The 14,306-nt window shown below is 55.6% G+C and carries 15 protein-coding genes; 11 read left to right on the forward strand and 4 right to left on the reverse strand.

Annotated features, from left to right (window positions below):
- On the forward strand, positions 1 to 875 hold an 875-nt coding region (locus tag PspCFBP13528_RS18950), incomplete at its 5' end, for a ribonucleotide-diphosphate reductase subunit beta (protein WP_137201242.1).
- 123 nt (positions 876 to 998) lie between these two features.
- On the opposite strand, the gene PspCFBP13528_RS18955 is transcribed toward PspCFBP13528_RS18950, so the two are convergent.
- Complete coding sequence (locus PspCFBP13528_RS18955; RefSeq protein WP_137201243.1) at positions 999 to 1,775, reverse strand: hypothetical protein; 777 nt, start codon at positions 1,773 to 1,775, stop codon at positions 999 to 1,001.
- Positions 1,756 to 3,159 carry a dGTP triphosphohydrolase gene (gene dgt, locus PspCFBP13528_RS18960; RefSeq protein WP_065949445.1) on the reverse strand — a complete coding sequence of 468 codons (1,404 nt, stop codon included), beginning with the start codon at positions 3,157 to 3,159 and terminating at the stop codon, positions 1,756 to 1,758. Before dgt ends, PspCFBP13528_RS18955 begins: the two co-directional genes overlap by 20 nt.
- Before the next feature lie 457 nt (positions 3,160 to 3,616).
- Here dgt and PspCFBP13528_RS18965 point away from each other — a divergent pair, with 457 nt between their 5' ends.
- From PspCFBP13528_RS18965 to PspCFBP13528_RS18975, 3 genes are all read left to right on the forward strand, one after another.
- The gene (locus tag PspCFBP13528_RS18965; RefSeq protein ID WP_137201244.1) at positions 3,617 to 4,147 is read left to right on the forward strand and encodes a Bro-N domain-containing protein; all 531 of its coding nucleotides are present in this window, start codon (positions 3,617 to 3,619) and stop codon (positions 4,145 to 4,147) included.
- Positions 4,148 to 4,246: 99 nt separating this feature from the next.
- Positions 4,247 to 4,960, forward strand: coding sequence for an HNH endonuclease signature motif containing protein (locus tag PspCFBP13528_RS18970; RefSeq protein ID WP_137201245.1), 714 nt, complete (start codon positions 4,247 to 4,249; stop codon positions 4,958 to 4,960).
- A gap of 72 nt (positions 4,961 to 5,032) precedes the next feature.
- Positions 5,033 to 5,680: an HAD-IB family hydrolase gene (locus PspCFBP13528_RS18975; RefSeq protein ID WP_065949442.1), complete on the forward strand. Its 648-nt coding sequence runs from the start codon at positions 5,033 to 5,035 to the stop codon at positions 5,678 to 5,680.
- Positions 5,681 to 5,772: 92 nt separating this feature from the next.
- Here the strand turns inward: PspCFBP13528_RS18975 and PspCFBP13528_RS18980 are convergent, their stop codons facing one another.
- A complete protein-coding gene (locus tag PspCFBP13528_RS18980) occupies positions 5,773 to 6,732 on the reverse strand; it encodes a LysR family transcriptional regulator (RefSeq protein WP_137201246.1) in 960 nt (319 codons plus the stop codon).
- 193 nt (positions 6,733 to 6,925) lie between these two features.
- Between PspCFBP13528_RS18980 and argH the strand changes: the two genes are divergently transcribed.
- The 7 genes from argH (at position 6,926) to PspCFBP13528_RS19015 (ending at position 13,797) form a co-directional block, all read left to right on the forward strand.
- Positions 6,926 to 8,353 carry an argininosuccinate lyase gene (argH, locus tag PspCFBP13528_RS18985; RefSeq protein ID WP_101219988.1) on the forward strand — a complete coding sequence of 476 codons (1,428 nt, stop codon included), beginning with the start codon at positions 6,926 to 6,928 and terminating at the stop codon, positions 8,351 to 8,353.
- 117 nt (positions 8,354 to 8,470) lie between these two features.
- Positions 8,471 to 9,349 carry an amino acid ABC transporter permease gene (locus PspCFBP13528_RS18990; protein WP_137201247.1) on the forward strand — a complete coding sequence of 293 codons (879 nt, stop codon included), beginning with the start codon at positions 8,471 to 8,473 and terminating at the stop codon, positions 9,347 to 9,349.
- A gap of 24 nt (positions 9,350 to 9,373) precedes the next feature.
- Complete coding sequence (locus PspCFBP13528_RS18995; protein ID WP_065887758.1) at positions 9,374 to 10,138, forward strand: amino acid ABC transporter ATP-binding protein; 765 nt, start codon at positions 9,374 to 9,376, stop codon at positions 10,136 to 10,138.
- Between the two features lie 25 nt (positions 10,139 to 10,163).
- A complete protein-coding gene (locus tag PspCFBP13528_RS19000; RefSeq protein WP_065949438.1) occupies positions 10,164 to 10,985 on the forward strand; it encodes an ABC transporter substrate-binding protein in 822 nt (273 codons plus the stop codon).
- A 152-nt stretch (positions 10,986 to 11,137) separates the two neighbouring features.
- Positions 11,138 to 12,307, forward strand: coding sequence for an MFS transporter (locus PspCFBP13528_RS19005; protein WP_137201294.1), 1,170 nt, complete (start codon positions 11,138 to 11,140; stop codon positions 12,305 to 12,307).
- Positions 12,308 to 12,361: 54 nt separating this feature from the next.
- Positions 12,362 to 13,309 carry a hypothetical protein gene (locus PspCFBP13528_RS19010; RefSeq protein WP_137201248.1) on the forward strand — a complete coding sequence of 316 codons (948 nt, stop codon included), beginning with the start codon at positions 12,362 to 12,364 and terminating at the stop codon, positions 13,307 to 13,309.
- Between the two features lie 107 nt (positions 13,310 to 13,416).
- Positions 13,417 to 13,797 (forward strand): helix-turn-helix transcriptional regulator, encoded by a 381-nt coding sequence (locus PspCFBP13528_RS19015; protein WP_083217906.1) that lies wholly within the window; start codon positions 13,417 to 13,419, stop codon positions 13,795 to 13,797.
- On the opposite strand, the gene PspCFBP13528_RS19020 is transcribed toward PspCFBP13528_RS19015, so the two are convergent.
- A complete protein-coding gene (locus PspCFBP13528_RS19020) occupies positions 13,727 to 14,284 on the reverse strand; it encodes an AAA family ATPase (protein WP_101219984.1) in 558 nt (185 codons plus the stop codon). The two genes, PspCFBP13528_RS19015 and PspCFBP13528_RS19020, sit on opposite strands and share 71 nt — an antisense overlap.
- Positions 14,285 to 14,306: the final 22 nt, after the last annotated feature.

A 14,306-nucleotide genomic window follows, 5' to 3' on the forward strand; every position in this document is an offset into this window, starting at 1 on the left:
CCGCCGACATCGCCCTGTGGAAAAACCCCGAAGGCCTGACCGACGACGAACGTCGCATCGTCATGCGCAACCTCGGCTTCTTCTCCACCGCCGACTCCCTGGTCGCCAACAACCTGGTGCTGGCCGTGTACCGCCTGATCACCAACCCCGAGTGCCGCCAGTACATCCTGCGCCAGGCCTTCGAAGAAGCGATCCACACCCACGCCTACCAGTACTGCATCGAATCGTTGGCCATGGATGAAGGCGAGATCTTCAACATGTACCACGAGATTCCATCGGTCGCCAAAAAGGCCGCCTGGGGTTTGAAGTACACCCGTTCGATCTCCGATCCGAAGTTCGAAACCGGCACGGTCGACACCGACAAAGAATTGCTGCGCAACCTGGTCGCCTACTACTGCGTCCTGGAAGGCATCTTCTTCTACTGCGGCTTCACCCAGATCCTGTCCATGGGCCGCCGCAACAAAATGACCGGCGTGGCGGAACAGTTCCAGTACATCCTGCGCGATGAGTCGATGCACCTGAACTTCGGTATCGATGTGATCAACCAGATCAAAATCGAAAACCCGCACTTGTGGGATGCCGAGATGAAGGAAGAAGCGACCCAGATGATCCTGCAGGGGACGCAGCTGGAAATTGAATATGCGCGCGACACCATGCCTCGCGGTGTTCTCGGCATGAATGCGGCGATGATGGAGGACTATCTGAAGTTCATCGCTAACCGTCGCCTGTCGCAGATTGGTCTTAAAGAAGAGTATCCAGGGACGACCAATCCGTTTCCTTGGATGAGCGAGATTATGGACTTGAAGAAAGAGAAGAACTTTTTTGAGACTCGGGTTATTGAGTATCAGACTGGTGGGGCGTTGAGCTGGGACTAGTGCGCCTCATGTAAAAAACGCCGTTTATTCTATAGAATAAACGGCATTTTTTTTCAGATCTATATTCACCCCAAGCACTTGCTACACGCAACCATTTAATTCAACTGCCCCCAACACAACCACTCACTGAAATTCAATACCTAAGTTACCACCTTTCAGAAAAATCGGCGCTCCAAAAAGATCTCTTTCTAACAAAGAAATTTCTTTCTGAAAAAAAATTATATCCGCTAAAGAAAAATATACCTTCCCAAACGCTTTTTTTTGTAAGACAAACAATTCATCCGGAGAAAATCTTTCAAATTCCGACTTTAAATAAGCCACCGCCCTAGGAAGTAGCACCTCTACCCGCTTATCAAAAATAAGTTTAAGCACACGCAAAAAAGCCCCTTGCCTATTAGGGTTTTCAACAAGAATCACATCTAACTCTTTTCTTGTAAGAGACTCAATATAATCATCTCGAGAAATCAACGCTCCATCCTTGAAAGAATAAGCTATAGCATCCCAGTTCGTTATCGTGGTTAAAAGCAAGCTACGCCTATCTACATACGGTACATACCCACTAGCAAACGCCCAGGTTTTTTTTATTGGCCAAACATCTATCGACCATCCTCCCACCTTTACTCTATACCCTCCAAAATTATTTTTCCTACCAAGCTGAGACATAGCTTCAAAAAAATCAAACAAAACAGCCGGAGAGCAATCAACAACTAAATCTATATCCGAATTAAAACTATCACCACCATACAGTGCAATATCCCTTAGCAGCCCTCCAAAAACCAAAACCTCTCCCTTACAAGATAGAACCCTGATAAAGTTTCGCACTTCTACTCTCTTAGGGGACTCAAAAAACCTAAGCACCCTTTTTTTAAGAGTCGTTAAATTATTTGCAGTGGCTATCATATAAAGGCTTCAACTCTGAATGCAGAGCGATGAGGTAACTATCTGTCATCCCAGATACCGCGTCGGCCAGAAGCTGAGCTTCCTTGTAACCAACGGGCAAATCGTTACTTTCATCCTCAAAAATTCGTCTGTAGCTTTCCGAGATACGAGAGTACGCATACTTCCCAAAAGGAGTGCTTGATTGCTGCCGCTGTGCAAGACGGCCATGCACTCCGACCCATAACATATCCATGACTTCAGTGATATACGTATTACCCTTTAACTCGAGCTCAAGAACACTTTTGTGTTTAAACCCATACTCAAAATCAAATCTTTTAAGAGCCTTACAGAGTTTTTTTGACTTCGACTCACTAATCAGCCCATTGTAAATCTGTGTACCTTTTAATAGACAATCAACCTTTTCCGAAAACGTATCCACCACAGATCCAACCATTTCTGTGATTGAATAAACTCTAAACATTTGCATAGAGCACTCGTTTAGTTCTTGAGGGCTCAACCCTTGACCTTCAAAACTTGAACTGCTTTCCTCAGATTTTTTAATAACTCTCGCGGCAACTTCATCACTACCACACTCACGTTTCAAAAACCTAAGCAAATCATAGTAAGAAGCAAAACTTTTTTTCACTGTGTCTTCAGCATCCAAAACCGAGTATGCAATATCATCACACGCCTCCATGACATAGGTGAGAGGATGCCTAATTCCTTGTTCAAGCCCAGTCTCCCTCCAAATATCATCTACTACATCTTGCTCCGACTTAAAATACCCTTGCTTTTTCCATTGCTTTTCATCAACGCCGCTGACTGGCACGGGATATTTAATCAACGCCGCCAGTGTTCCGTACGTCAAGTTCAAACCAAACCTGTCATTTAATATCTGCAGCTTTGTTACCAACCTGACAGTCTGAGCATTACCATCAAACCCAAAAAAATCTCTAGCATCGTCGAAACTCATTCCACGTAAAATAACCTCACAGTTACCTTTAAACCAATTTTGAATGGCGACCTCTCCTTGATGACCAAAAGGGGGATTTCCCAAATCATGGACCAGACCAATCGCAGCCAACATCGCTGGGACGCTCCGATGAAGAAATTGCCCGGGCTCAGCGCCGGCAAAGATATCTTCTTTCTCATAAACTAACCTCAAGCCAATGCTTCTAGCAAGAGTAGAAACTTCGTGTGAATGAGTAAGCCTAGTACGAACGCTATCATTCCTATCAAGTGGAAAAACTTGAGTTTTATCGGCTAACCGCCTAGTAGGCGCGGCAAATAAAATACGATCATAGTCTCGTTCAAACTGATATCTTCCACTTTCAACACCCGGCACTGCCACCTGCCCCTTACTTTTGCGCCGCGAATCATTTAATAAACCCTTCCAATTAAGCACTTTAATTCCTTTTTTTTAAAAATTATTTAGACAGCACCATCCAAGCAGCGCAAATATTACAAGATTTTTTGGCTTTTGATTTTATTTTCCCTCACAAGTCGACCCCGAATTGCCGGTCTTGCCTTTTTTGACTAGGAGCAATAGTCTTCGAGCCTGGTGCCTAAGAAACACCTCACACAGCGGACTGACCGCACCCGACAGTAGCGGCTTTTTTGTGCCTACGGTATCCCCGTGGGTATCGAAAATCTCTGTTATGCCGGGAGTGGGCTAATACAAGACCCGAAAGGGGAATATGTCCGGCCCTCTGTGTGGGGTTTCTTAACTCCCGGCACCCAGCCCTAAGAAAGCTGACATCACACAGAGGTAATGGAAATGCCTAGAATTTTCACCTTCCTCGCGAAGGCTACCCACCGCGTAAGAACCGTCCTCCAAGCACTTCTAGTCACGGAGGTGCGTCATGCATGATCCCCTCGCTCCCACCGTCTTCACCCGTCAAAGCCTTCCTCTGCACGCTGTCCTTCTGGAAAACCAACCATGGTTTTGCGCTCGCGATCTCGGGCGCTTGATGGGCTGGTATCTAGATGAACGAACAACTCGAAAGCTCGATGAAGACCAGCGAAGAACGGTAACGCTGCTGTTCCACGGTCAGCCGGAAGAAATGCTGATGATCAGCGAATCCGGTGCCTACGCGCTGCTGGTCTATCACTACACACCGGGGAATCGCCTGTTACGCAGCTGGCTCACTCACGAAGTGGTTCCAACATTGCGAGATGAGCGTCAGCCACGAACGGTAGAGAGACCGCTGTTGAGCATGCTGGATTGGCCGGAGATGTCTTTGAACTTGCTGCATTGGCAAGACGAAGGCTGGATTAGGCTGCGGGATATGCCTTACCTGTTGGTGAACCGGACCCATCGGCTACAGCTCTCAAAAACTCCGTGGTGGCGCAAGCTCATGCAGCCTTTCCGAATCAAGCAGCGAATTTGCTGACGAACACGACCGTCAACTCCGACCAATCCGTAGGAAATTTCGTAGACGTAATAATGGCTACTCAGTATCGTCCGAGGGTTTTCTACCCTCGGCGGCTGCATGGATATTACGAAAGACAAAACGGACTGGACCGACGCGGAACTGGCAGCGGCAGTCGAGGCTTACCTAAAGATGCTGGCCTGGGAAAAGAGCGGCCAACCTTTCAACAAAGCCCTCGAAAATCGACTTCTGCGCGAAGGCCCGGTGGCAGGCCGAGCGAAGGGCTCCATTGAGTTCCGCATGCAAAATATCTCCACCGTGCTAGACCGTATGGGCCTGGACCGCATCGAAGGCTATAAGCCTGCGAAGAACGTGGGCACAGGCGTAGAACAACGCATCCGCCAAGCGCTCGCCGCGCAGGGTGTGTTCGAATCCGAGGACGCAGCCCAAACAGCAGACGAGCAAACGCTTATCCGCCGCGCGTCCAAGCTGCAGCAACAAGCCTCCCTAAAAAGACCGGACGGCATTGTCCAACCACAGAAAGTACCCACCGTCAGCGCAGCCTTCGTTCGTGATCCAAAGGTACGCGCCTGGGTGTTGAAAGAAGCCAACGGCATCTGCGAAGGCTGCGGTTCTAACGCGCCGTTCGAGGTCGACGGTCTGCCATTTCTTGAAGTACATCACGTCAAGCACCTCGCCCAGAAGGGTTCGGATCGCATCAGCAATGCTGTAGCCTTGTGTCCCAATTGCCATCAGCGTTGTCACCGGTCGAGCGATCGGGAGGCTTTCACCGAAGGGCTTTACGCCAAGATCGGAAGATTGGCACGGGAGTAGACTCCTGCTGTCACACCTGATGCACATTCAAAAAATACTAGATAGGACCGAGGCCAACCCGTGAACCCAGACATGCTCGAAGCCGGCCCCGCTGACGCCAAAGTACTCTCCGTCTTTGACTTCGACGGCACCCTGACCCACCACGACAGTTTCGTGCCCTTCCTCAAGTTTGCCTTTGGCACTGGCGCGTTTTATGGCCGGATGGTGAAGCTGGCCGTGCCTGGGCTGCGCTTTTTGGTGCGGCAGATCAGCCGGGATGAGTTGAAGGCGCAGTTGATCCGCACCTTTATGACCGGTGTGGAAAAGACCTGGGTGCAGCAGAAGGCCGAGGAGTATTGCCAGCGCAATTGGGCGCGGTTGATGCGCCCGGCGGGGGTGTTGTCGGTGGAGCAGGAGTTGGGCTCGGGGGCGGTGGTGACGCTGTGTTCGGCGTCGCCGGCGTTGGTGTTGCAGCCGTTTGCCGATCGGCTCGGGATCCGCTTGATCGGGACTGAGCTTGAGGTGGTGGACGGGGTGCTGACCGGTAAGCTCACGGGGAACAATTGCCGCTGTGAGAACAAGGTGCTGCGGCTTGAGGCGGTGTATGGGGACCTGGGGGAGTATCGGCTCAGGGCCTGGGGCGATACGCGTGGGGATCGGGAGTTGCTGGCGGCGGCGCAGGATGCGCATTTTCGGCATTTTCATGCGAAGAAGAAAAGGCGGGCTCGGTTGCAGCGGTGATGCGGGTAATTGGGATCGGCTGGAGAACCGAGTCGATCCCATCGCTGCCTCGCTGGGGCTCGACACCTACCACATTTGATCTTTGACGGGGCTTAGAGGGGCGTCTTCAGGTCCACGCCCAGCGCCATGGCGAAGGCTTTGACCATCGGGCTTCTTGGCGCGTTGTGACGCAGGATCAGGTTGAACGCGGTGCTCAGGTGAACCTGCTCCCGGCACAGTGCACGCAGGCGCCCTTCCCTTACCAGCGGCGCGGCGTAGTGTTCCGGCAGAAAGCCCAGGAAGCGGCCGGTGAGGATCAGGATGGCGACGGCTTCCACTTGGGAGGCCGAGGCGGACTGGCTGTCGTGGTTGACGAAGTTGGGCTTGTCGCGGTGGATCGCGTAGCGGTGGTTGACCACTTCGTATTGGCGCAGTACCTCGGGCGGGATGTCGTTCGCGGTGAACAGCGGATGTCCTACGGCGCAGTAGGCGTGGGCCTTTTCTTCGTAGAGCGGGAAGTAATCGAATTCTTCGCGGCGTTGGTACACCGGGACGATGCCGGCGACCAGGCGTCCTTCCACTACGCCGCGTTCAACTTCATCCAATTGCGAAGCATGCAGGCGCAATCTGATCTTTGGCGATTCGCTGTGCAAAGTGCGCAAGGCGGCAATAAGCGGGGAGTTAACATCGGAGACGGTGTTATCAATAACGCCCACACTAAGGTCGCCAATCAGTTCGTTTTGCGCCGAACTAAGCTTGTCGCGAAAACTGTCCACCGAGGTAAATAACTCAATGGACGCTTGATACACCAACTTGCCTTCTTCGGTCAGCCCGAAGCCTTCCCGGCCCCGTGTGCACAGGCGCATGCCGATGCGAATCTCGAGGTCGGAAATCTGTTTGCTGATGGCCGCCAGGCCCACATTCAGCTCGTTTTGCGCGGCACTGAAACCACCGGCCTCGACCACGGCCATAAATACCCGCAGCAATTTGAAGTCCAGTCCGCTCAGTTGCAGCGGCGGTCTTGTGCCGGGTTTGGGGGGCAGGTTTCCAGAAGTGGAAAGTGGGGTTTCCATAATGCGCGTTGACCTCGAGTGCCATATTCAACAGGCTTGAACCCAATCCTTGAACATAGCCAGGCGGCGATAATGAACATAAACATCCGCCCTTGGCAACCTTGAATACGACGCGTCAGACGCCGGTTCTACCCCGTTGAAATCTTATTTTCACTGCCTCCGACTCTTCTAAAAACAAGCGTGAGGAATACCCATGTCCCAGCCCACCGACCGCCTTTGGGGCGCTCGTTTCAAGACCGGTCCGTCTGCAGCCTTGGCCGCGTTGTCGCGCTGCCCCGAGCGCTATTTTCGCCTCACGCCTTACGATCTGGCCGGCTCCCGTGCCCATGCTCGTGAGTTGCAGCGCGCCGGGTTGCTGGATGAGTCAGAGACCCTACGCACGCTGGAAGCCCTGGACCGTATCGGCGATGACTTCGCCGCCGGCCGCCTGCATCCGACCCTGGATGACGAAGACGTTCACACCTTTATCGAACGCGTATTGACCGAGCGCCTCGGCGCCCTGGGCGGCAAGCTGCGCGCCGGGCGTTCGCGCAATGACCAGACGGCCAACGACCTGCGCCTGTTCCTGCGTGACCATGCGCGCACCATCGCCACCGAGGTGCTGGGTTTGCAGCAGGCATTGGTCGAGCAGGCCGAGCAGCATGTTGAGAGCATCTGCCCCGGCTTCACCCATCTGCAGCAGGCGCAGCCGATTGTGTTCGCCCACCACTTGCTGGCCCATGCGCAGTCGATGCTGCGCGATGTGCAGCGCTTGGTGGATTGGGATGCGCGTACGGCGTTGTCGCCCCTCGGCGCGGCGGCGATGGCGGGTTCGGCGATTGCACGCCAGCCACAGTATTCGGCCAAGGAAATGGGTTACACCGGGCCGTGCGAAAACTCTATCGATGCCGTAGCCAGCCGTGACCATGTGGCGGAGTTTCTGTTTGTGGCGGGCATGCTCGGGGTGAATATTTCGCGACTGTCGGAGGAGTTCTGCCTGTGGTCGTCGCGTCAGTTTCGTTGGGTGGTGCTGGACGATGCCTACGCGACCGGCAGTTCGATAATGCCGCAGAAGAAGAACCCGGACATTGCCGAACTGGCGCGGGGCAAGGCCGGGCGTTTGATCGGCAACCTGACCGGGTTGATGTCGACGCTCAAGTCGTTGCCGCTGTCGTACAACCGTGACTTGAGCGAAGACAAGCACAGCGTGTTGGACAGTGTGGACACCCTGCTGCTGGTGTTGCCGGCGATGGCCGGGATGGTCGCGACCATGAAGGTGCAGGTCGACGAGCTACGGCGGCAGGCACCGATGGGTTTTACCCTGGCCACCGAGGTGGCGGATTGGTTGGCCACCCGGGGCGTGCCGTTCAAGGAAGCGCATGAGATTACCGGCGCGTTGGTGCAGGCCTGTGAGAAACATGAGATTGAGCTGTGGGAAGCCTCGCCGGCCATGTTGGCGCAGGTGGATGCTCGACTCACACCCGAGGTGCGCGACTGCCTGACCCTGGAAGCGGCGATTGCGGCGCGCAGTGGTTGGGGGGGGACCGCGCCGGAGCGGGTGAAGGAGCAGATGGCGCGGTTGAAGGTGGCGTTGGCTGAGCAGCGCAAGTGGGTCGAGGGTTATCAGGGGTTTCGGATTTAAGCCTGGGAATTTTCTGCTGTGTGGACGGGCGCTATCGCAGGCAAGCCCGTTCCCACAGTTGACCGTGCTTCAATAGATGGACCGAGTGCAACAGTAGTCGTTTTTTGGAGAATCACCATGAACCAGACCCCGGCCGAGCGCTTGGAGATAGAGCGCAAGTTGTCCGAAAACCAGTTCGATATCACCCAGTACGAGCACGTGCCGCGGCGTTATTACGGGCGGATGTTTTTTGCCACGTTGATCGTGATTGCGTTGGCGGCGCTGTTGCGTGCGTTTGCCAATGGTCAGATCGAATGGTCCTACATCGGGCAGTTCCTGACGTCCGAAGCCATTTTTTGGGGCCTGGCCAATACCATCATCATGTCGATCCTGGCGATGGCGCTGGGCGTGGTGATCGGGGTAATCACGGCGATCATGCGCATGTCGGCCAACCCGATCCTGCGCTACGTCGCGATTACGTACACCTGGTTATTTCGCGGTACGCCGTTGATTCTGCAACTGCTGTTGTGGTTCAACCTGGCGCTGATCTTCCCGGTGATCGCGATTCCGGGCCTGTTCAGCATCGACACCGTCGACCTGATGACCCCATTCGTCGCCGCCCTGCTCGGCTTGAGCATCAACCAGGGCGCGTACACCGCCGAAGTAGTGCGCGCCGGGCTGTTGTCGGTGGACACCGGCCAGTACGAAGCCGCCAAGTCGATCGGCATGCCGAGCCTGCAGGCGCTGCGCAGGATCATTCTGCCGCAGGCCATGCGCGTGATTATTCCGCCGGTAGGCAACGAGTTCATCAGCATGGTGAAAATGACCAGCCTGGCCAGTGTGATCCAGTACTCGGAGCTGCTGCACAACGCGCAAAACATCTACTACGCCAACGCGCGGGTCATGGAGCTGCTGATAGTGGCCGGCATCTGGTACCTGGCGGTGGTGACGGTTCTTTCATTTGGTCAAAGCCGCCTCGAGCGTCGTTTTGCCCGCGGCGCCGGCAAGCGTTCGTAAGTCTGGGTTGAGGAGATTTTCCCCATGAGAAGCATCGTCAAGGCCGTCAACCTGAACAAGTATTACGACCAGTATCACGCGCTGCGCGACATCAATATCGAGGTCGAGCAAGGCGAAGTGATGTGCATCATCGGCCCGTCCGGCTCGGGTAAAAGCACCCTGCTGCGTTGCGTCAACCAGTTGGAAAAAATCGACAAGGGCGGCCTGTGGGTCGACGGCGAACTGGTCGGTTACCGGGTGGTCGGCAACAAGCTGCACGAGATGAACGAAGTGCAGATCGCCCGGCAGCGCCTGGCCACCGGCATGGTGTTCCAGCGTTTCAATTTGTTCCCGCACATGACCGTGCTGCAAAACATCATCGAAGGCCCGTGCCAAGTGCTCAAGCGCTCGCCCAAGGAGGCCACCGAGGATGCGCTGGAGTTGCTGGCCCGCGTAGGCCTGGCGGACAAGCGCAATGCCTACCCGGTGGAGTTGTCCGGCGGCCAGCAGCAGCGTGTGGCGATTGCCCGCGCGTTGGCGATGCGCCCCAAGCTGATGTTATTCGACGAACCCACGTCAGCCCTCGACCCGGAGCTGGTAGGCGAAGTGCTGTCGGTGATGCGCGATTTGGCCACCACCGGCATGACCATGATCGTGGTCACCCATGAGTTGGGCTTTGCCCGCGAAGTCTCCAACCGCATGGTGTTTATGGATGCTGGCCAGATTGTGGAAGCCGGCAGCCCCGAAGACATTCTAATAAGCCCACAAAACCCGCGTACCCAAAGCTTCATTTCTGCCGTTCGCACTTAACTAAAAAACTAACGAGAACGCCCCCATGAAAAAGATGTTCATTCCTTCGTTGCTCGCCGGCCTGATGGCTTCCAGCGCGGTGTTCGCGGCCTTGCCCGCAGCCATCAAGGACAAGGGTGAGATCAGCGCGGCCATCGTGCCGAACTACCCGCCGATGGATTTCAAGGACCCGGCCACCAACAAGCTCACCGGCTTTGACTTCGACCTGGGCAACGCCCTGGCCGAACGTCTGGGCGTGAAGATCAAATGGCAGGAAACCGGCTTCGAGCAGATGCTCAGCGGCCTGACCACCAAGCGCGTCGACATCGTGCTGTCGGGCATGAGCGACACCGCCGAGCGTCAGAAATCGGTGACCTTTATCGACTACTTCACCAGCGGCCCGCAGCTGTACACCCTGGCCAAGCGTGAGGAGATCAAGGAATTGACTGACCTGTGCGGTAAAAAAGTCGGCACCAGCCGCCGTACCACCTGGCCGTCGGAAATTGCCGCGTGGAGTAAGGAACACTGCGAAGCGGCGGGTAAGCCGGCGATCGTGGTGATCGGTACCGAAGGCTCGGCCGATGCGCGCGCGCAGTTGCAGCAGAACCGCCTGGATGCGGCGATGCAGGGCAGCGAGACGATTCCTTATCTGATGTCGCTGGACAAGGGCAAGTACAAGCCCGTGGGGCTGGCGATTTCCAAGCAGTTCACCGGGTTGGGGATCGAGAAGAGCAATACCGAGTTGGTCGCCGCGATCAGTGAAGCGTTGCAGGGCATGATTGATGACGGGACATACGGCAAGATTTTGAAGAAGTGGGATCTGGAGCAAGGTGCGGTCGAGAAGATCAGCATCAATGCCGGCCAGTAGAAACAAGGTCTGAAAAGGTGGGAGGGGGCTTGCCCCCGATTGTGGTGGGTCAGCTCTACATCCGTTTAATGACACGCCCTCATCGGGGGCAAGCCCCCTCCCACATTGGATCTGTGTGTTCATAAGCAATAACAAGGATGCTCTCCCCAGCCGTGGCCACCTACTCCCTGGTAATTCGCCGCCTGTTGATTTGCTCGGTGACCATCGTGGTCAGCCGTTCCATGACCAGCCCACTGCTGGCCCTCTGGCTGAGTACCCGCCTGGGCCTCAACCAGCAGGACATCGGCCTGCTGATGGGCGTTGCCGTGTTTATCGCCACGTTGCTCGGTCTGTACGGCGGCTACATCATCGACCGCCTGGAAAAGCGCAAGCTGCTGATCCTGGCCATGCTCTCCAGCTCCATCGGTTTTCTGTTGCTGACGTTTGCCAGCAACCTCTACCTCACCACCCTGACCCTGATGATCACCGAAGCCGCGTCGGCACTGTTCCTGATCGGCTCCAAGGCGATCATCAGCGAAAACCTGGCGGTGGGCGAGCGTGCCAAAGTGTTTTCCCTGCGCTACACCCTGACCAACGTTGGCTATGCCACCGGCCCCATGGTCGGCGTGTTGATCGCCGGCCAACTGCCCTGGGCGCCGTTCCTGATCGCCAGCGCGATTGCTTTTGGCAGCCTGTTCCTGATGGTCGGCATTGCCCCGACCGCACGCACTACCCGTCATAAACCGCAAAGCTTTCTGGGCACCCTCAAGACCTTGCGCAGCGACCGCACGCTGATCCTCTTCACCAGCGGCAGTTTGTTGAGCACCATTGTCCACGGACGCTACACCCTGTACCTGTCGCAGTTTCTACTGGTTGCCTACAAGCCCGCAGCCGCCTTGAAGATTCTGTCCGCAGTGCTGGCCTGCAACGCCATCACGGTGATTTTGCTGCAGTACCAGATTGGCCGTTTTCTCAAGCGCGAGCAGTTACGCCACTGGATTGTGCTGGGCACCCTGCTGTTTATTCTCGGGTTGATGGGGTTCAGCCTGGCCGACAGTCTGGTCAGTTGGTGCCTGGCGATGTTCGTATTCACCTTGGGCGAGATGATTATCTACCCCGCAGAATTCCTGTTCATCGACACCATCGCTCCCGATCCACTGCGGGGCAGTTACTACGGCGCGCAGAACCTGGCGGCGTTTGGCGGAGCGATGAGCCCGCTGATGTGTGGGTATCTGCTGATCAATGCGGCGCCGGCCAGCATGTTTTATGCCCTGGCGGCCTTGACCGCAGCCGGGGGAACACTGTGCTTTGTAAGTGGGCGACGGGTTGCAAGTTCTTGCTGATATTTGCGCAGGTTCTCGCTATTAATAGCCAAACCTCTCACGGACCCGAGCCCCATGAAATTCGACACGGCCTACAGCCTGAGTCTCGATGACAAGCTGTCGATCTATGACGTACGAGACCTGAATTTCGACGAAACCGCCGATTTCGATTCCGACACGGACAACTTTCTCTGCCCCAACGATGTATGCCGCGCGACGTTCGATACCGGCAATACACTGAGTACGTTCAACGCAAAGAACGTCAACTACCGACGCACACCGCATTTCAAGAACAAGACCGCTACCCGGCATATCGAGGGTTGCCGCTACGCCAGCGCCCACAGGAACGCGGCCGGAGAAAGCGATGACGATCGCGAGGAACATTTCCCGTCGGAGTTTGTGCTCACACGGCGTCAGTACGAACGTAAGAATCCCCTGACAGGTACCGAGAACGTCGTCCTGCAAGAACCAACAAAGGCCCCTTCAAATCGCGTCGTCACATCCCATGGCAAGAACGACACCCCCCCAGACAAAACCAGCGTATTCGCCCACCCGGTGGAGTGTTACGTGTCGAATATCGATGACAAGGACAGGCTCAAATCAATGCCGTTGAAAATCGGCGAGCACACGGCGACGTACTGGACGTTCTTCAAAAAAATCGAATACCTGCAGGACAACACGGGCCTGATCTACTGGGGCAGGATCAAGGCGATCAAGGACTACACCAGCAGCTTTCGCATCGACTTCGAAAAGAAGGTATGGCTCGACAAAAAGCCCTACGCCGTCAACGTCTACCTGAGCAAAAAGCTCATCGAGAACTACCGCAAGCGCACGGCATTCCTGGAGCAGATCAAGGCCGCAGCAGCCAGCGAACGAGCGTTGTATTGCTTTTTCTATGGCGTCACGCCGCAGCTCAAGCAAGTGCCGAGCAAGAAGACCCCCGAGCAGACGTTCGCGGTATTCAGCGCCAATATTGAAAACCTGGATCATCTGATCATTCGCCAAGTGCCGGGAGTGGAATAGGCGCAAGCGGAAACGCCAGCCTTTGCCCTGAGTTGATGAGCGGTAGGAACAACTGTATAAAAACACAGTATAGTTGTGCCTCCCCTGTCGAACCTGGAGAAATCCCAATGTCCTCTCTGGCAATGAGCTCTTTCGTAGAACAGCAGATCGTCCTTCATCAATTCACCGCCAAACACAGCGCCCAGGCCCGCCTCATGTTGGGTTGGAGCCGCGAAGAACTGGCCCGTCAGGCTGGCGTGACGGTGCAGGCCGTTCAACAACTGGAGAGCCACGGCGACGTCGAGGATGAAACTCGACTGGCCCTGGCATTTTGTCTGGAGGCCCAAGGGTTGGTGTTTTTCCCTGGGTTTGCACCGGGATGGGGAATGAGCAAACGCCGGTTCGACACCGTAGCGGCCGACCCCGCGGCACCCGGCATCATCTCTCGGTTGCTGGGTTCACCCGCTGCATCAATTGACTCGTCAACGCCTCAACCGAATGGTGCGTAGAGTCCAGCCGGATTACCGGGCAACTCAATGGCTTCAACCAGCTTTCATGCCGACGCAAACTGCGCAGGCTGCGGTTGCCGTCGTCGTAACGCGCGGCACAGGCAAGAAATGTGGCGCTGTTTACATGGCGGCTGCCGCCTTCGAGTATCTGGTCGCCGTAGCGCTGTTGTTCTCGCACGCGCAGGCGGTGCAGGCGGACGTCGGGGTCCAGGCGCAGAAAGACCACATGGGTGAACAGCGGGATCAGGGTATCCCCCCATCCGCAGAGTGAGCCGGACAACACCCAACCTTCATGGCTTGCGGTGTGTTCCTGCAGCAGGCGGATGCGCTCATCTTTGGGTCGGGCAGCAGAGAACGGTTCCGGGGTTTGCTGCCAGTAATAGAAGTCCGAGTCGAAAAAGGCCACATTCAGGCAGTCGGCCAACGCCTTGCCCAGGGTGGACGTCCCGACGCCTGCAGCGCCAAGGATGTGAATTCTACAGGCCATGGTTTTCTCTCCATGACATTGA

Origin of the sequence: Pseudomonas sp. CFBP13528 (assembly GCF_005233615.1) — a bacterium.
GTDB classification, from domain to species: domain Bacteria; phylum Pseudomonadota; class Gammaproteobacteria; order Pseudomonadales; family Pseudomonadaceae; genus Aquipseudomonas; species Aquipseudomonas fluorescens_AM.